Origin of the sequence: Streptomyces sp. NPDC051677 (assembly GCF_044453465.1) — a bacterium.
Lineage (GTDB): Bacteria > Actinomycetota > Actinomycetes > Streptomycetales > Streptomycetaceae > Streptomyces.
Map to the genome: position 1 here is coordinate 14096 of NZ_JBITCT010000078.1, position 16551 is coordinate 30646.

The 16551-nt window shown below is 71.9% G+C and carries 20 protein-coding genes, 1 tRNA gene and 1 pseudogene; 15 read left to right on the forward strand and 7 right to left on the reverse strand.

The genetic code is table 11. The features are described 5' to 3' along the window. Positions 1 to 62 precede the first annotated feature (62 nt). Positions 63 to 530, forward strand: a complete 468-nt coding sequence (locus ACIBAF_RS45615) for an acyl-CoA thioesterase (protein ID WP_399472113.1) — start codon at positions 63 to 65, stop codon at positions 528 to 530. Between the two features lie 15 nt (positions 531 to 545). Here ACIBAF_RS45615 and ACIBAF_RS45620 read toward each other — a convergent pair whose 3' ends face one another. The 4 genes from ACIBAF_RS45620 to ACIBAF_RS45635 all read right to left on the reverse strand — a co-directional run bounded on the left by ACIBAF_RS45620 (position 546) and on the right by ACIBAF_RS45635 (position 6073). Next, complete coding sequence (locus ACIBAF_RS45620; RefSeq protein ID WP_399472142.1) at positions 546 to 2537, reverse strand: copper resistance CopC/CopD family protein; 1992 nt, start codon at positions 2535 to 2537, stop codon at positions 546 to 548. A 302-nt stretch (positions 2538 to 2839) separates the two neighbouring features. Then, entirely contained in the window at positions 2840 to 3313 is a 474-nt protein-coding gene (locus ACIBAF_RS45625; protein WP_399472144.1) for a cupin domain-containing protein, read from the reverse strand. Between the two features lie 53 nt (positions 3314 to 3366). Next, positions 3367 to 3975 carry a GNAT family N-acetyltransferase gene (locus ACIBAF_RS45630; protein ID WP_399472115.1) on the reverse strand — a complete coding sequence of 203 codons (609 nt, stop codon included), beginning with the start codon at positions 3973 to 3975 and terminating at the stop codon, positions 3367 to 3369. Continuing rightward, the gene (locus ACIBAF_RS45635) at positions 3968 to 6073 is read right to left on the reverse strand and encodes a penicillin acylase family protein (RefSeq protein ID WP_399472117.1); all 2106 of its coding nucleotides are present in this window, start codon (positions 6071 to 6073) and stop codon (positions 3968 to 3970) included. Before ACIBAF_RS45635 ends, ACIBAF_RS45630 begins: the two co-directional genes overlap by 8 nt. Positions 6074 to 6208: 135 nt before the next feature. Here ACIBAF_RS45635 and ACIBAF_RS45640 point away from each other — a divergent pair, with 135 nt between their 5' ends. The 4 genes from ACIBAF_RS45640 (at position 6209) to ACIBAF_RS45655 (ending at position 8246) form a co-directional block, all read left to right on the forward strand. Next, positions 6209 to 6802: an HhH-GPD-type base excision DNA repair protein gene (locus ACIBAF_RS45640; RefSeq protein ID WP_399472120.1), complete on the forward strand. Its 594-nt coding sequence runs from the start codon at positions 6209 to 6211 to the stop codon at positions 6800 to 6802. A 170-nt stretch (positions 6803 to 6972) separates the two neighbouring features. Continuing rightward, positions 6973 to 7629, forward strand: a complete 657-nt coding sequence (locus ACIBAF_RS45645) for an HdeD family acid-resistance protein (protein ID WP_399472122.1) — start codon at positions 6973 to 6975, stop codon at positions 7627 to 7629. A 95-nt stretch (positions 7630 to 7724) separates the two neighbouring features. Beyond that, positions 7725 to 8036 carry a hypothetical protein gene (locus ACIBAF_RS45650; RefSeq protein ID WP_399472124.1) on the forward strand — a complete coding sequence of 104 codons (312 nt, stop codon included), beginning with the start codon at positions 7725 to 7727 and terminating at the stop codon, positions 8034 to 8036. Between the two features lie 87 nt (positions 8037 to 8123). Further along, complete coding sequence (locus tag ACIBAF_RS45655) at positions 8124 to 8246, forward strand: hypothetical protein (RefSeq protein WP_319344013.1); 123 nt, start codon at positions 8124 to 8126, stop codon at positions 8244 to 8246. 120 nt (positions 8247 to 8366) lie between these two features. Here ACIBAF_RS45655 and ACIBAF_RS45660 read toward each other — a convergent pair. Then, positions 8367 to 9038 (reverse strand): annotated as a pseudogene (locus ACIBAF_RS45660) (helicase HerA-like domain-containing protein); the annotation flags it as partial. A gap of 71 nt (positions 9039 to 9109) precedes the next feature. On the opposite strand from ACIBAF_RS45660, the gene ACIBAF_RS45665 reads away from it, so the two are divergent. Both ACIBAF_RS45665 and ACIBAF_RS45670 read left to right on the forward strand, forming a co-directional pair. Then, positions 9110 to 9406 (forward strand): type II toxin-antitoxin system VapB family antitoxin, encoded by a 297-nt coding sequence (locus tag ACIBAF_RS45665; protein ID WP_004943146.1) that lies wholly within the window; start codon positions 9110 to 9112, stop codon positions 9404 to 9406. 144 nt (positions 9407 to 9550) lie between these two features. Beyond that, positions 9551 to 10270: a LytR C-terminal domain-containing protein gene (locus tag ACIBAF_RS45670; protein WP_399472126.1), complete on the forward strand. Its 720-nt coding sequence runs from the start codon at positions 9551 to 9553 to the stop codon at positions 10268 to 10270. A 43-nt stretch (positions 10271 to 10313) separates the two neighbouring features. Here the strand turns inward: ACIBAF_RS45670 and upp are convergent, their stop codons facing one another. After that, positions 10314 to 10949, reverse strand: coding sequence for a uracil phosphoribosyltransferase (gene upp, locus ACIBAF_RS45675; protein ID WP_399472128.1), 636 nt, complete (start codon positions 10947 to 10949; stop codon positions 10314 to 10316). Positions 10950 to 11105: 156 nt separating this feature from the next. Between upp and ACIBAF_RS45680 the strand changes: the two genes are divergently transcribed. The 4 genes from ACIBAF_RS45680 (at position 11106) to ACIBAF_RS45695 (ending at position 12865) form a co-directional block, all read left to right on the forward strand. Then, complete coding sequence (locus tag ACIBAF_RS45680) at positions 11106 to 11315, forward strand: hypothetical protein (protein WP_399472130.1); 210 nt, start codon at positions 11106 to 11108, stop codon at positions 11313 to 11315. Positions 11316 to 11650: 335 nt separating this feature from the next. Next, entirely contained in the window at positions 11651 to 12187 is a 537-nt protein-coding gene (locus ACIBAF_RS45685; RefSeq protein WP_399472146.1) for a hypothetical protein, read from the forward strand. Positions 12188 to 12237: 50 nt separating this feature from the next. After that, positions 12238 to 12723: a nucleoside deaminase gene (locus ACIBAF_RS45690; protein WP_399472132.1), complete on the forward strand. Its 486-nt coding sequence runs from the start codon at positions 12238 to 12240 to the stop codon at positions 12721 to 12723. A 57-nt stretch (positions 12724 to 12780) separates the two neighbouring features. Further along, a tRNA-Ser gene (locus tag ACIBAF_RS45695) sits at positions 12781 to 12865 on the forward strand. Here ACIBAF_RS45695 and ACIBAF_RS45700 read toward each other — a convergent pair. Further along, positions 12847 to 13140 carry a PLD nuclease N-terminal domain-containing protein gene (locus tag ACIBAF_RS45700; RefSeq protein ID WP_399472134.1) on the reverse strand — a complete coding sequence of 98 codons (294 nt, stop codon included), beginning with the start codon at positions 13138 to 13140 and terminating at the stop codon, positions 12847 to 12849. The genes ACIBAF_RS45695 and ACIBAF_RS45700 overlap by 19 nt on opposite strands. 202 nt (positions 13141 to 13342) lie before the next feature. Here ACIBAF_RS45700 and ACIBAF_RS45705 point away from each other — a divergent pair, with 202 nt between their 5' ends. From ACIBAF_RS45705 to ACIBAF_RS45720, 4 genes are all read left to right on the forward strand, one after another. After that, complete coding sequence (locus ACIBAF_RS45705; RefSeq protein ID WP_099936500.1) at positions 13343 to 13519, forward strand: hypothetical protein; 177 nt, start codon at positions 13343 to 13345, stop codon at positions 13517 to 13519. 30 nt (positions 13520 to 13549) lie between these two features. Next, entirely contained in the window at positions 13550 to 13843 is a 294-nt protein-coding gene (locus ACIBAF_RS45710) for a Dabb family protein (RefSeq protein WP_399472136.1), read from the forward strand. A 206-nt stretch (positions 13844 to 14049) separates the two neighbouring features. After that, positions 14050 to 14952: an RNA polymerase sigma factor SigF gene (locus ACIBAF_RS45715; protein ID WP_399472138.1), complete on the forward strand. Its 903-nt coding sequence runs from the start codon at positions 14050 to 14052 to the stop codon at positions 14950 to 14952. Between the two features lie 305 nt (positions 14953 to 15257). Further along, complete coding sequence (locus tag ACIBAF_RS45720; RefSeq protein WP_399472140.1) at positions 15258 to 16163, forward strand: RNA polymerase sigma factor SigF; 906 nt, start codon at positions 15258 to 15260, stop codon at positions 16161 to 16163. Positions 16164 to 16551 lie beyond the last annotated feature (388 nt).

Sequence of the window (16551 nt, forward strand, 5' to 3'; positions counted from 1 at the left end):
CCCGGCACCGACCACCGGCCCGGGAGACCGGACCTCCTGCCGTTCCTAGGAGAAGCTGACCCATGTTGACCCAGGCCCTGGCGTCCGACATCCGACCCCCGAACTGCCGACCGCACCGCTATCTCCGTCCGGTGCGCATGAGCGACCTGGACTCCATGCAGCACGTGAACAACGCCCGGCTGCTGGAGATGATCCAGGACGCCCACATCGACATGTTCTACGTGCGCCCCGGGCTGCCCGGGCAGGAGATCCGCCCCCGCTTCGTCTACGCCCGCCACGAGCTCGACTACACGCAGCCGCTGCTGCTGCAGCCCGAGCCGGTCACCATCACCACCACCGTCTGCGACCTGCGCCGCACGTCCTTCCGGCTCACCAGCCGCGTCACGCGCGACGCGCGGGTGTTCTGCACCTGCGTGAGCACGGCCGTCGCCTACGACCCGGACGCCCGCTGCGCCCGCCGGCTCGACGAGGAGGAGCGCGCCCTCGCCGCCCGCCACGCCACTCCACCCACCGCCGGGCCCGGAAACTGACCGGTCCGCTGCGCCTCAGCGCTCGATCCGTACCGGCTTCGTCTCGCTCACCTGGTCGATGTCCGACACCCGCACCGTCGCCTTCATCTCCCAGGTGCCGGGGACGGGCAGGTTGACGGCGTCGGCGGCCCAGTAGCCGCCCTTGTCGACGACCTTGGCGTCGATGGGGCCGATGTCCTGGTCGGGCAGGCTGAAGGACAGACGCAGCTCGGGGACGCTCACGAAGCCGCCGTCGGGGCCGTAGAGCACGGCCTGCAGCTTGTTGTCGCCGACCCGGCCCGGGTCGAGGGTGACCTGCACCTTGCCGCTGACGGTGCCGACGCGGGGGGTGTCGATCTCGAAGGGGATGTTGGTCACCGAGGCCACGGGCAGCCCGGCCGACTGCTCCGCCGTAGCCGCCTCGGCCGCCGCCCGGCCCGGAAGGGTGCCCGTCAGCACGGTCGTGAGGACGAGTACTACGACGGAGACCGCGACCTCCGCCAGCACGGAACGACGCAGCGCCCGGCGGTGGGCGTCCTCGGCGGGGGTGAGGGTCGACTGTTCGGCCGGGGACTTCTCGCCGGCAGGCTTCTCGGCGGAAGGCTTCTCGACGGCAGGCCCCTCAGCGGCAGGCTTCTCGGGCAGCGTCGAGCTCTCCGCCCGTGCAGCGGACGATTCGGCAGCCAGTTCAGCCGCCGATTCAGCCGTCCGGCCCCCCACCGGCTCCGGAACCCGTGTTTCCTTCTGCTCGTCAGCCGTCTCGACCGTCACGTTCCTCGCCGTCCCTTCCGCCGCCCCCGTCGCTCCCGTCGCTCCCGTCGCTCCCGTTGCCCCCGTCGCCCTTCTTGGTCCCTTCGCTCCCCTTGTCGCCGTGGTCACCGTCTGGCGCGAGCGCGCACCCGCCGCCAACAGCAGCGTCACCATCGCCAGTTTGGCGAGCAGGACCCGGCCGTACGTCGTGTCCGTCAGCGCGGACACGGAGCCGAGGCCGCGCCAGGACTGGTAGACGCCCGTCACCACCAGGACCGTCACCGACCAGCCCGCCAGCCGGGAGAAGCCGGTGACGACGCGCCCCGGGACGGACGCGCGGTAGAGCAGGGTGAGCAGGGCCGTCAGACCGCCCAGCCACACCGCCATGGACAGCAGGTGCAGCACCGAGGACGTCATCGCCGCCGGGACCTGGATGCCGGCCGACGCGTGTTCGGCGGCGGCCCAGGTCAGGGCCAGTCCCACGGCCAGCGCGGCGCCGGTCAGGACCACCGGGCGCGACGGCTGCTCGCCCTTCCGCTCCTTCAGGAGCCCCCGCTGCCCCAGCAGGAGGACCGCGGCCGCCGCCAGCAGCGCGAGGCGCGCCACCAGGGCCAGGCCCGGACGGGCGCCCAGCGTGCGGGTCAGGCCGGACGGGTCGAGGAGCTCCGCAGGGCCGGCCCCCGTCTCGTAGGGGCCGCGGAGCAGCAGCAGGAACACCGTCGACACGGTGAGCGCCCACCAGCCGGCCAGCAGCAGCCTGCGCAGCGGCCGGATGTCCGGCGGACGGCACACGGCGACGAAGGCGGCCGTGCCGATGAGCAGGGCGGCGGCCAGGTAGGCGACATAGCGGCCGATGTTGAAGAGCCCGCTGGTGGCCGGGTTCTCCACGGAGGTGCTGGGCAGGGCGGGCGGGATCGCGGAGGGTTCGCCCACGGAGAAGGTGAAGGCGCCCGCGATCGGGTGGCTGTCGGCCGACACGACCCGCCACGCCACGGTGAACGTGCCGGTGCCCAGCTTGCCGGGCAGGGTGATCCGCGCGGTGTCCGCGCGGCCGTCTGCGTGCTCGCTCTTGCCGGTCTTCACCCGCTGGTTGTCGGGGTCGAAGACGCGGAAGGAGTCGTCGAGCAGGCCTACCGACTCGGTGAAGGTGAGGGTGATGGCGTCGGGGGCGGTCTTGACGACGCTTCCGTCGGCGGGGTCGGCGCTGCGGAGGGCCGCGTGCGCCGAGGCCGGTCCGCCGCCCAGGAGGAGCAGGACCAGCACGGTGCCCAGCAGCACCAGCCCCTGAAGTCTCCTTCGCCCGCGACCGTGCCGCTCACCGCCGTGCCACTCACCGCCGTGCCGTCCGACGCCGTGCCGTCCGACGCCGTGCCGTCCGGCGGCGCCTCGGACACCGCCGTGTCGTCGTCCGCCATCGCGCCCTTCGCTCACGTCAACCGCTCCGTACTGCTTGAGACTCGAGACTCGCGTGCTCGGGGATACGTACGCATGCACAGGGCATCCGGTTCACCCGGGTCACCACGTCGGGCGCACCGACACCCCGCTGTCCACCATCAGGTCGTGGCCGGTGCCGCTCCTCGTCATGGGCGGCACAGTTCCCTGATCAGGGGCGCGCGGTCCGGGTATCGCGCCGTCAGGACGGTCGCGTCCCCGTGTTCGTAGTCCCCGTAGGTGAAGCCGGGGGCCATCGTGCAGCCGAAGAAGGTCCAGGCGCCCCCGGCGACCACCCGCGCGCCCATCCAGGTGCGGGCGGGCACGGTGAGCTGCGGCTGCTGGCCCCCGAGGAAGTCCGGGCCGAGCACGGCCGTGCGGGAGGAGCCGTCGGGGGCGAGGAGCAGCAGTTCGAGCGGATCGCCGAGGTAGAAGTGCCAGACCTCGTCGGTGGGCAGGCGGTGCAGGGCCGAGTGATCGTCGGTGGTGACCAGGGCGACGATCGCGGAGCCGGCGGGCCGGCCGTCCGGCCCCACGGGACCCGCCCACGTACGGCGGAACAGGCCGCCTTCACGGGGGATCGGCTCCAGGTCGTAGTGGGCGACGAGGTCTTGCGGGGTGATCGGGGAGACCGGTGAGGGCGGGGTGTTCGGTGGGGTCGGGGTGTTCGGCGGGGTCACTCCGGGAACGCTACCTCCCGGCGCAGGAAGGCGAGTTGGGCCTTCTTCTCGGGCAGGTACACGTCCGGGAGGTCGATCTCCGGGAGCGTGACGACCGGTCCGGCGTCGAATCCCTGCCGCAGGAAGCGGGCGATCGCCTTCTCGTTGCGCACGTCGGGGTCCACCACGATCCGCCGCCGGTCCAGCCCCAGCAGCACGTACGACGCGAAGATCCTCATCAGCGCCGCCGACCAGCCCGGCCGTGCGCCCCGCTCGTCCGCCGGCGCGATGAGCACATGCACGCCGATGTCCCCGGGCTCGACCTCGTAGACCTCGCTGACCCGGTCCTCGGCGGGCTCGTAGGTCTGGAGGAGGGCGACCGGGACGCCGTCCAGCTCGGTCAGGAAGGCGTGGTGGGTGTCCAGCGTCTCCATGTGCGTGTAGATCTCGGCGACCTGGTCCCGCGTCAGGCCGTTCATCCCCCAGAACACGGCCCGTTCCTCGCTCACCCAGCCGTGGACGACGTCCGCGTCGCGCTCGGCGTCGAGGGGCCGGAGGCGGACGGCGCCGAAGCCGTCGGCCGCCTGCTCGTGCACAGGGGCGTGGGGAAGGCGGGGGTCAGCCATGGTCGCTCTCCTTGGTCAGCTGCGCCCAGTCCGTGACGACCGGGGCCAGTTCGCCCCGGAGCCACAGGGGGAGCTGGTCGTGGTGGTGGGGGTGGTCGGGGAGACCGGACGCGCCGTACGGGACGACCCACAGGCTGTCCTCGCGGCGGGCCAGGTCCCACACGTAACGGGCGGCCGGGCCGCGTGCGGCGAGGTCGGTCCAGCCGGGCACGGCCGAGGTGCACAGCACGCAGTCGTGGTCGCCGGAGAGGGCCGGCGCCTGGTCCGAGGGGTCGGGGAGCGCCCGCCAGGGGGCGAGGCGGTGGGTGTCGCCCCAGCGGGCGGCCGGCTCCGGCTGCCGTCCGGCGACCTCCTCCAGGGCCTCCCGGACCAGTGCCGGGCGGTCGATGCCGTACAGCTTCTCGGCGCGCAGGAGGTGTTCCAGGGCGAAGCCGATGCGCGGGAGGAGGGCCAGCCAGGGGAGGAAGACCTCCGGGTAGGCGGGCGGGGCGGTCAGGGCGGCGAAGGCCGGGTGTGCGGCGAGGCGGCGGACGAGGGCGCTGCGCAGGGCCGCGAACCGCGCCGCTTCCCGGCTGTCGGCGTCCATGCGGCGGTTCCAGCGCAGGAGGCGGTCGCGGAGTTCGGCGGCGGGCGCGGTCAGGTCGTCGAGGGCGGCCAGGTGGTCCAACAGGGGTGCGGCGGAGGCCAGATACGTGTCCGTGTGGAGGGCCGGCATGTCGGACGCGGACCAGGCGCGCTTCTCGTCGAGCAGCGCCCGGATGCGGTCGGCGCGGTGCGAGGGCGCGAACTCGACGCCCAACTCCGCTGCCGGGCCGCGCTGGTTGGCCATCACGGCGACGCCGTCGATGAGTTCCGCGCGGGGCGTCTCGTGCCAGCCGGTCCACTCGTGGCCGGGTTCCCAGGCGGGCGCCAGCCGGGTGCCGTTGGCCTCGGCGCGCCGCGGCACCCGGCCAGCGACCCGGTGCAGCAGGCCGCCCTCGGTGTCGGCGGCCTGGACTACGTTGACGGGCTCGACCCAGAGGTCGACGGCCCGGTCCACGTCGGCGACCCGGCGGGCCCGGAGCAGCGGCAGCAGGGCGCTGAACCCCAGGTCGGAGGTGACGCGGGGCGGGTGGCGCAGGCTCAGCGCGAGCGGGGCGCCGTCGTCGAGGCCCTCCGGCCCGCCGGCGACGACCGGGCCGCGTTCCGTCTCCAGGACCTCGACCTCGACGGTCTCCTCGCCGGCGACGCGCACGAGTTCGGTGTGCCGGTCGACCCGCCGCCAGGCGCCGTCCGGGCCGAGGGCCTCCACTCCCGCGCCCGTGCGGCGCAGCCGTTCGCGGTAGAGGTCCTGGTAGTCGGCCATGGCGTTGGTGATGGCCCAGGCGACCGTGCCGGTGTGGCCGAAGTGCGCGATGCCGGGGACGCCGGGGACGGCGAGGCCGACGACGTCGAACTCGTCGCAGGCGAGGCGGATCTGCTGGTAGACGCCGGGGTCCTCGATGAAACGGTGCGGGTCGCCGGCGATGACCGGCTGCCCGGTGACCGTCCGGGAGCCGCTCAGCAGCCAGCCGTTGCTGCCGGAGGTGCCGGGTCCGTCGGTGGCGAACAGGCCGACCGCTTCGGGGCCGAGACGGCGGGCGGCCTCCTCCCGCCACAGCTTGGCGGGGAAGCCGGCGAAGAGGATGTGGGCAGACAGCCAGACGGCGAGCGGGGTCCAGGGCTCCCAACGGCCCGGCGCGAGCCCGGTCCGCTCGAACTCGGGAGCCGCGGCCGCCGCCGTCCCCTCGTCGACGCCTTTCTCGCCGATGAGCCCCTCGTTGACGCCGTCGACGTACGCCCGTACCCAGTCCGCCGTCTCCGGGTCCCGTCTCTCCAGCTCGTCGAAGCAGCGTCTCGCCGTGTCGTCGAGGCGGACGCGGCGCGCGAAACGGTCCCAGGGAAGGGCCTCGGGGCCGAGGAAGGAGGCCGAGGCGCCCCGCGCGCGGTGCCGTTCGACCTCCAGCTGCCAGGCGCGGTCGCGGGCGGTGACCAGCCCCTGGAGACGGGCGAGCGCGCGGGCGTCGGAGGCGCGCAGATGCGGGACGCCCCAGGCGTCGCGGTAGATCTCGTCGGTCACCGGTGACCCCACTTCGCTTTAGGTTAGCCTTGCCTAATCAGTTGTGCCGGAAATCGTACGCGAGGGGTGAGGGAGCGGCTGCACGCGCCGGGGCACCGGCGCGCAAGCGGAGCGCACAAGCGGGATCATCGACGCATGGACGTCACGCTGCACCTCTCCCAGGACCCCGAGGCCGACGAGCTCCTCGGCCGCTCCCCGCTCGCCGCGCTGGTCGGGATGCTGCTGGACCAGCAGGTTCCGATGGAGTGGGCGTTCAAGGGCCCCCGGACGATCGCCGACCGGCTCGGCGCCGACGACCTGGACGCCCACGACATCGCCGCCCAGGACCCGGAGGCCTTCGCCGCGCTGCTCTCCGACAAGCCGGCCGTGCACCGCTACCCGGGCTCCATGGCCAAGCGCATCCAGCAGCTCTGCCAGTACCTCGTCGAGCACTACGACGGTGACGCCGGCGCCGTCTGGGACGGCGTGGCCACCGGCACGGAGCTCCTCAGGCGGCTCCAGGACCTGCCGGGCTTCGGCAAGCAGAAGGCGCAGATCTTCCTGGCCCTGCTCGGCAAGCAGCTCGGCGTGCAGCCGACGGGCTGGCGGGAGGCGGCCGGCGCGTACGGCGAGGCGAAGTCCTTCCGGTCCGTCGCCGACATCACCGGCCCGGAGTCGCTGGCGAAGGTGCGGGCGCACAAGCAGGAGACGAAGGCAGCGGCGAAGGCGGCGAAGACCGCCAAGAGTTAGGCGCCCAAGGGATAGAACCCAAGGGTTGGAACCCGGGGGATGGAACCCAGGGGATGGAACCAAGGGGATGGCCGCCGAGGAGCAGGGCGGTCGCCGGACGGGCGCTCAACGGGTAAGTCGTGTGGCCCGCCCGGGTGGCGGGCCGTCGCCGCCCGGTCTGAGCTGGGGACATGACCGAGCCACCGACCGGCCCCTCCTGGGGCCGGGAGTACGACGACCGCAAGGTCCACACCCAGCGGCACGGCCACGAGCCGGAGCCGCCCTTCGAGGGCCCGCTGCACACCCTGTCCCGCGCCGCCTGGCAGATCGTGCTGCTCACCGGCATCGCCTCGCTGATCCTGGGCGTCCTGGTGCTGGTCTGGCCGGGCGCCTCGCTCTTCGCGGCCGGCATCCTCTTCGGCCTCTACCTCGTGATCAGCGGTGTCTTCCAGCTGGTCTCCGCCTTCGGCACGCACAAAACGACCTCGCTCCGCGTCCTCGGCTTCATCAGCGGCGCGCTGTCCCTCCTGCTGGGCCTGTTCTGCTTCCGCGGCCCGATGCAGTCGATCCTGCTGCTCGCCCTGTGGATCGGCATCGGCTGGCTGATCCGCGGGATCACCCAGACCCTGGCCGCCGTCTCCGACACGTCCATGCCGGCGCGCGGCTGGCAGATCTTCCTCGGGATCGTCACCTTCGTCGGCGGGATCGTCCTGATCGACTCGCCCTTCGAGTCGGTCGCCGTGCTCACCCTCGTCGGCGGCATCTGGCTGGCGGTCGTCGGCGTCGTCGAGATCGTCACCGCGCTCAGCATCCGCGGCCGGGCCCGGCAGGTACCGCGCACCCTCTGACCACGCCCCCTGCCCCTCCGCGCCCCTCCTCCGAAGGGGTGATTCTCCCGCCCGGCGTGCTGAACCCCGGGCGTGTCGCGGGGAGATGACCTGCCATGAGCACCGTACGCAGCCTCTCCCGCAGCCACGCCTGGCTACGGGTGCTCGTCGTGCTCCTCTCCCTGCTGGTGCCGGGCGCTCCCGCGGAGCTCTCCGCGCCGCCGGTCGCGGCCGCCGAGACCGTCGAGTACGACGTCCTCGACACGCTGCTCCGACCCGCCCCCTGCGCCCACCGTCCCGCCGCGCCCCTGCGCCCCGCGCCGCTCCCGGCCCCGGCGCCCGGTGACCCGGCGGACCGGCCGCTCCCCGCGCCGCCGGGGCCGTCGTACGCCCTGCACACGCTGCGCACCGTGGTCCTGCGCTGCTGACCGGTCCCGTCCCGAGGCCAGTCAGCACGACGTCTACGACGCACGACGTGTACGACGCAACACGTGTACGACGCAAGGAGCACAGCCATGCCCACCGACCCGTACGCGGTCCTGCGCGCCCTGCTGCGCGCGGAGGCCGTCCGCAACACGCCGAAACCGCAGGTGAAGGAACCGATCCCGCAGCCGCCCCAGGAGAAACGGGACCGCTGACCGCTCGGCGGAGGCGGCACCCGGCGGGCAACCGCCCTACCGCCTCCGCCCGCCCTGTCGCCTCTGCCCGCCCTGTCGCCTCCGCCGGGCCGTGCCGTGCCGAAGAGAGAGTCGTAGCTGTGGTGGCCGCTCCGCGGGCCTGGCCGCCAGCTTCTCGAACGCCGATTCTCTGTCCACAGCCTGTGCATACCGTTCGCGGAGCGGCGATCCCCGCACCGCGCTGTCGAGGGCCGGGCGTCCATAGGGCCCGTCAGGGACTCGGGGGCGCGCAGCCTGGTCGCGGCGACCGGGGTCGGGGCACCCTTCTCGCTGAGGATCGTGACGACGGCCTCGCCGGCGCCGAGCCCGGTGAGGAGTTCCTCCAGGTCGTAGGACACGGTTGCCGAGCCGGACGAGGACCTCGCCGGGGACGTCCCTGGGCGTTTGAGTGACGAAGAACACTCCTATCGCTTTCGAGCGAGTCGGCCGCACGGCCTCGAAGGCGGTGAGGGAGCGCAGGATCACCCCGGCCGTGGCCGTCGACAGACCGTCAGGTCCTTGAGGGCCGCCGAGGGCGCCCGGCGCCGAGACCCCGGACAGGTCGCCCTTGACGTCCGCGAGGAAGACCGGCACGCCCTGCGCGGAGAGTTGCTGGGCGGGATGCGGAACCGGGGCGTCGGGCAGGCACGTTCCGTCCCACAGCGGGGCGCCCAGGTCGAGAGCGGGGCCGGCGAAGGCGTACCCGGCGGCGATGTCACTGGCGCTCGGCGACGCGCTCGTCGGCGGTCCTCGTTCCGTTTTACCCCTGTTCATCACGTCTTTTCCAGCGTTGCACTCCGTCTCCATGGCTGCGCCCGGAACGTCGGGACCGGTAGGCTTTCCGTGTGATCTTCAAGCGCATCGGAAACGGCCGGCCGTACCCCGACCACGGCCGGGAAAGCACCCGGCAGTGGGCGGACGTCGCGCCGCGCCCGGTCCGCCTCGATCAGCTGGTGACCACCAAGCAGCAGCTCGACCTGGAAACCCTGCTCGCGGAGGACTCGACGTTCTACGGCGACCTCTTCGCGCATGTCGTGAAGTGGCAGGGCGACCTGTACCTGGAGGACGGGCTGCACCGCGCGGTGCGGGCGGCGCTCCAGCAGCGACAGGTGCTGCACGCGCGCGTCCTCGAGCTGGACTGACTCCGCCGCGAACCCGGCTGCCCGCCCGGCTGATCCCCCGGCTGAACCCTCGGGTTGACCCGTTCGGGTGCTTTCCCGTGCCCACGCACGGCGTCGGATGATCGTTTATTAGTCACGGCCGCCCGGGCGCACTACGCTGCGCCCATGAGCATGCTGACTCCCCCCGGCATGGGCGGTAAATACCGGATCACGGGGGACAAGTACCCCCGCATGCGCCCCCACCGGCGACGCGGCAGGCTGGCCGTCGTGGTCGTCGCCTGCGGTGCCGTGCTCGGCGTGGCCGGCTGGGGCACCCTGCAGCTCATCGACGTCTTCACGGGCGGCGGAGGGACGGCCACGGCCGCCGGCGTCGGCTGCTCCGACACCACCAAGGCGAGCCCCGCGGCCTCCGGATCCCCCGCCGCAGCGAGCGGCACGGGCGCCCGGACGGGTGCGGCTTCGGGCACGGGCACGGGCACTGGTTCGGGTGTCGGCGCGGTTCCCAAGCCCGCGCAGATCACTGTGAACGTCTTCAACGCCACCACCCGCAGCGGCCTCGCCAAGACCACCGCGGACGAGCTGAAGAAGCGTGGCTTCAAGATCGGCGACGTGGGCAACGCCAGCAAGCAGTACGACAAGAAGGTCACGGGCACCGGGATACTGCTCGGCCCCGCGTCCTCCCTGAACACCTCGCTGCCGGTCCTCGCCACCCAGCTCAGCACCGCCGAGCGCCGCACCGACGCCACCCGCACGGGCCCGACCCTCGACCTGATCATCGGCAACGGCTTCAAGGCGCTGACCAGCCAGGCGGACGCGACCAAGGCCCTCACAGCCCTGTCCGCACCCCAGCCGACAGCGAGCACCGGCACCCGGAAGGCCTGCTAGCGGCCGCCCGCCCAGCCGCTCAGCGACGGGTTACTCCGACGGTTTACTCCGCCGCGCCGTACAGCCGGTCGCCCGCGTCTCCGAGGCCCGGGACGATGTAGCCGTGCTCGTTGAGGTGGTCGTCGACGGCCGCCGTGACTACGGTGACCGGGGTGCCCGCGAGCTCGCGCTCCATCAGCTCCACGCCCTCCGGGGCGGCGAGCAGCACCACGGCCGTCACGTCGTCGGCGCCGCGCCGGATCAGCTCACGGATGGCGGCGACCAGCGTGCCGCCCGTGGCCAGCATCGGGTCCAGGACGTACACCTGGCGGGCCGAGAGGTCCTCCGGCATGCGCGTGGCGTACGTGGACGCCTCCAGCGTCTTCTCGTTGCGGATCATGCCCAGGAAGCCCACCTCGGCGGTCGGCAGCAGCCGGACCATGCCGTCCAGCATGCCGAGGCCCGCCCGCAGGATCGGCACCACGAGCGGGCGCGGGTGGGAGAGCTTGACGCCCGTGGTCGGGGCGACCGGTGTCTTGATGTCGACCTGCTCGGTGCGCACGTCACGCGTGGCCTCATAGGCGAGCAGGGTGACCAGTTCGTCGGCCAGCCGGCGGAAGGTCGCGGAGTCCGTGCGCTGGTCGCGCAGCGTGGTGAGCTTGTGGGCGACCAGAGGGTGGTCGACGACGTGGAGACGCATGTCCACAACAGTAACCGGGCCGAACCCACCCGGCGTCCCCACACACAGTGAGCCTTTCCCCCCGGCTTCGGCCGTTCGCTGGCATCAAACCGCTCGTCGGAGGGAAAGTGAGGGAAAGGTATGGAGAAGGACCGGGGTACCCGGGGTGGTGTGCTGATGCCCGACCTGCCCGACCTGCCCGACTCGCCGGACCGCGACGCGCCGGAGACGCAGCCGCCCGAGTCCGACGCCGAGCGCCGCCGGCGCCGCGCCCGGTTCCTGCGCGAGCTGGCCGAGGCCCGCGAACTGCGCGACCGCGTCCAGCCCCGCCGCGCGAAGACCGCCCGCCTGCGCCACGCGATGCGCATGCGCACGTTCCGCTGGTAGCCGCGCGGTAGCCATGGCCGTACGGGACTTGGGGCATACGGGGAAGATCGCCACCGTCACGGGTGTCCCGTGGGGTGGGTGTGCGTGGGCCCACGGGAAAGCCGCGTACGATCCGCTGGTGGCGGCAACGAGTGTGCTGGTGAGTCGCGCACGGACGACCTCACGTACGTGCGATCAAAACCACCGGACACAGGGAGCCGAAGACGTCCCCTGAACGCCTTGTTTCTGCCACGATTCCGAGTGGGTGGGGCTCGGAGCCTGAGCTCTCTCTCCGCCCGTAACCTCCGCCGGGGGGACCCCCAACCGGCACGCCTATGACCAGTGGGAGAGTCACGGTGTACTTCGCCGCACTGCTCGCGCGCACCGAAGACGGGTGGGAAGCGAGCGACACAGAGCTCGACGATGTGGAGACCCTGTCGGATCTGGCCGACCTGGCCCGGGAAGCATCTCCCGACGAGGACACGGTGCTCGTGCTGATCGAGCAGGAGGACTCCTGGTTCGGGGTCGTCCGCATCGACGGCGAGGAGGACCCTCGCATCTTCGTCTCCGACGCCGCTGCCGCCGCCCGCAGCTCGTACGGCGAGATCCTGCTCACCGACGAACTGCTCGGAAGGGATCCGGATGACGACGACACGGATCTGGACGCCCTCGACCTCGACGGCACCGAGGACGGTGAGGACGAGGACGAGGACTCCGACGACCCCAAGGGCGGCAGCTCCGCCGAGGCCGTGCCGCACGGCCCGGTCGGCGACGCCGCCATCCTCGACGACCTCGGCGTCGGCGAGAAGGAGCTGAAGTCGCTGTCCGAGGACGCGCTCACCGAGATCGCCGACGCCCTCGGCGCCTCGGAGGTCCTGGAGACCGTCCGCTGACCGCACCACAGGCCCCGCCGGACCCCGTACGCGATCCCTGGCGGGCCGCGATGCGGCTCGCCCTGGAGGAGGCCCGGCTGGCCGCCCGAGGCGGGGACGTCCCGGTCGGAGCCGTCGTGCTGGCGCCGGACGGCACGACGGTCCTCGCCACCGGCCACAACGAACGCGAGGCAGACGGCGATCCGACGGCCCACGCGGAGGTGCTCGCCATCCGACGGGCGGCCGCCCAGCTGAAGGATTCGGCGTCACACGCCACCCCCGGCAACGGTGGCGGTGGACGACGGGCGGGCGAGTGGCGGCTGTCCGGCTGCACGCTCGTCGTGACGCTCGAACCGTGCACCATGTGCGCGGGCGCAGCGGTGCAGTCCCGGGTGGACCGGGTCGTCTACGGCGCCCGTGACGACAAGGCGGGCGCGGCCGGCTCCCTCTGGGACGTCGTCCGCGACCGGCGCCTCAATCACCGCCCGGAGGTCGTCGAGGGCGTCCTCGCGCAGGAGTGCGCGGGGCTCCTCACGGACTTCTTCCGCGATCGCTGATCCCCCTCCCGAATACCGATTTCAAACCGGGGCTCACCTTGTTGTAAGGTCTCTCTCGGTAGCGTGTCCGAGCGGCCGAAGGAGCTCGCCTCGAAAGCGAGTGTGGCGCAAGTCACCGAGGGTTCAAATCCCTCCGCTACCGCTGTGGACGAAGGGTCCGGTTCGATGAGCCGGGCCCTTCGTCATGTTGGTTATGTGCGCGCTCTGCGCGCTCTGCTCACTGGTCTCGGGCCGCTTGCCCAGGTAGGTCCAGGCGAGGCCGCCGACGATCGGGGCGCTGAACATGAACAGCAGCCACAGCAGCTTGGGCACGTGACGGACGCGCTCCTCGGGGGTGCGGACGCAGTCGAGCAACGCCCCCACGCACAGCACGGCCACGAGGACCAACGGGACGGCGGCCAGCAGTTGCAGCGTCATGCGTCTCTCCTTCTCACCCTCTTCGCCGCCTCCGCTCGGCGGCCTTCAACTCTTCATCGGATGAGGCCCCCCGAACGGTTCACGAACGCGCCGCCGTTCACGAACGCGCCGCGAACGCTCAAAAGCAGTGTGAAAATCGGACGGGCGGTTACACTCGCCGCCGGCAACAGGGGCCCAAGCGGGCGCATACAGGGGAGGCCAGGTGGCGGTGAACGCCAAGAAGATCGCCGTCTACGTGCTTGTGGTCTTCGTGCTCTACGTGATCATCACGGACCCGGCGAAGGCGGCGGACTACGTCCAGATAGGCTTCGAGGGCATATCGGACGCCGCCAAGGCCATCGGAGACTTCTTCACCTGGCTCGCCGACGGGGCGCGGTAGCCGGGGCCGTCGTACGCACTGGGAGTGCCCATGATCCGCCACCTGGTCCTGTTCAAGCTCAACGAGGGCGTCCGGCGCGACGATCCCCGGGTCGCGCGCGGCGAGGCGGCCTTCCGGGCGCTGGGCGAGCAGATCGAGGAACTGCGCTTCTGGGAGCTGGGCTGGAACATCAGCGAGCGCCCCGTCGCCTACGACTTCGCGATCAACTCGGCGGTCCAGGACCCGGACGCCCTGAAGCGCTACCTCGAGCATCCGGACCACCAGGCGGGCGTCGCCCTGTGGCGGGAGTTCGCCACCTGGGTGGTCGCCGACTACGAGTTCTGAGCCACCTCTGTCGGCAGTGCTCGGCGGCACGGAGCCCTCCGCCCGAACGGCGGGGGGCTTTTGCACGCCCTGGGTCACGGATAATGCCCCAACTTCTCCCTCAACACGGCGTTATGGGGTGCTTGCACACAGTGCACATGTCTTGTGATGCTATGACCGCTTTTGACGGATGAGTTGACCGATGTTGACCTGACGAAGAGGTGGCGTTGACCGTGTCGGCCAGTACTGCGCCGCCTCAGCAAGAGGCACCCCCGGCACCCACTCCGGCGCCCACCCTGGAAGCCGTCGCCGTCCCGGAGGCCGGCGCGGAGGCCGCCGTGGGGGCCGCTCCGACGCCCGAGCGACGCCGCGGCGCCGACACCAGGGCACTGACCCAGGTCCTCTTCGGCGAGCTCAAGGAGCTCCAGCCGGGCACGCCGGAGCACAACCGGGTGCGCGGGGCGCTCATCGAGGCGAATCTCCCGCTCGTGCGCTACGCCGCCGGCCGCTTCCGCTCCCGCAACGAGCCGATGGAGGACGTCGTCCAGGTCGGCACCATCGGCCTCATCAACGCCATCGACCGCTTCGACCCGGACCGGGGCGTGCAGTTCCCGACGTTCGCGATGCCGACGGTCGTCGGCGAGATCAAGCGGTACTTCCGCGACAACGTCCGCACGGTCCACGTGCCGCGTCGGCTGCACGAGCTGTGGGTGCAGGTCAACAGCGCGACGGAGGACCTGACGACCGCCTTCGGGCGCACCCCGACGACGGCAGAGATCGCCGAGCGGCTGCGCATCGGCGAGGACGAGGTGCTCTCCTGCATCGAGGCGGGCCGCTCGTACCACGCCACCTCCCTGGAGGCGGCCCAGGAGGGCGACGGCCTGCCGGGCCTGCTGGACCGCCTCGGCTACGAGGACCCGGCACTGGACGGCGTGGAGCACCGCGACCTCGTACGCCACCTCCTGGTCCAGCTCCCGGAGCGCGAGCAGCGCATCCTGCTGCTGCGCTACTACAGCAACCTCACGCAGTCCCAGATCAGTGCGGAACTCGGCGTGTCCCAGATGCACGTCTCCCGGCTACTGGCGCGTAGCTTCCAGCGGTTGCGCTCGGCGAACCGCATCGAGGCGTGAGCCGGGAGCCGGCTTCAGTCGTCCCTCGATCGGGGATCGCAAGCGCGACCGAGACGTCACCGTTGGGAGCGAATCACCCACCAGGGCGGTTCCCGACAGATCTGCGCTGAAAAACCGTCACACCCCCTGTTTCCAGGGCTGATTCGTTACTCACATGTCGACATGTCACTACAGCGTGTTGCCGACATGTGACATTCTGCCGGAAGCGCGTTTGCCGGGGCTTCGGCTCCGGTATTCAGGTGAAGGCTGACGTTCCTCAAGCGGGAATGTTCGCCGCGACCGTCCCGCGACCCAAAGGGGGTGGCATGTCCGCAGATCAGGGCAGCTCGAAGGTGCTCACGCTCACGAAGAGCGAGACCGCGCCCGTCGTGCCTGTCGAGCCCGACGTGCTCGACGACGTCACAGCCCCCGAGGCCGCTCAGGCCCCGGCCCTCACCACGGCCACGGGGGCCATCGACACCCGCACCCTGTCCCGCTCCCTGTTCCTGCGACTGGCCACGCTCGCCGAGGACAGCCCCGAGCGCGTGTACGTCCGGGACACCCTCATCGAGCTCAACCTCCCCCTCGTGCGCTACGCGGCGGCCCGCTTCCGCTCGCGCAACGAGCCGATGGAGGACATCGTCCAGGTCGGCACCATCGGCCTGATCAAGGCGATCGACCGCTTCGACTGCGAACGGGGCGTGGAGTTCCCGACGTTCGCGATGCCGACGGTCGTGGGCGAGATCAAGCGCTTCTTCCGCGACACGTCGTGGTCGGTGCGTGTGCCGCGCCGCCTCCAGGAGCTGCGCCTGGCCCTCACCAAGGCCAGCGACGAGCTCTCCCAGAAGCTGGACCGCTCCCCGACGGTCGCCGAACTGGCCGCGGTCCTCGGCGTGTCCGAGGAGGACGTCGTCGACGGCCTCGCCGTCGGCAACGCGTACACGGCCTCCTCGCTGGACTCCCCGGCGCCCGAGGACGACGGCGGCGAGGGCTCCCTGGCCGACCGCCTCGGCTACGAGGACACGGCGCTGGAGGGCGTGGAGTACCGCGAGTCCCTCAAGCCGCTGCTGGCCAAGCTGCCGCCGCGCGAGCGCCGCATCATCATGCTGCGCTTCTTCGCCAACATGACCCAGTCCCAGATCGGCGAGGAGGTCGGCATCTCCCAGATGCACGTCTCCCGCCTCCTCACCCGGACGCTGTCCCAGCTGCGCGAGGGTCTGATCTCCGACTAGGGCCTGCCCGGCCGACCAAGCCCAGGGAAAGCAACGGCACCTCCTCAGTACCGGTGAGCCGGGGGGATGGGCATCGACGCGACCGGGGCCCCTCCCGCTTGAGCCAAGCCGAGAGCGGGGGGAGTCGCCAACCGACGACAACACGGCTGGGGTCTCGTCCCTCCCCCGCAAGGGGAGGGCGTGCCGCGCCCCGCGCCCACCGCGTGATCCGCTGGACAGCCCCAGGGCTTGGCCCAGCGGATCACCGCGAGGAAGCCCGCGCCGCCCGGGCGGCGCCCGTGAGCAGGGGATAGGCCCCCGTTATGTTCTTCGCGGTCCTGCAACGGGGCCGCTGGCCTCCGGGCCCGGCATGACTGTGTCCCCCTGTCGAAGGCATGACCTGGGGGGT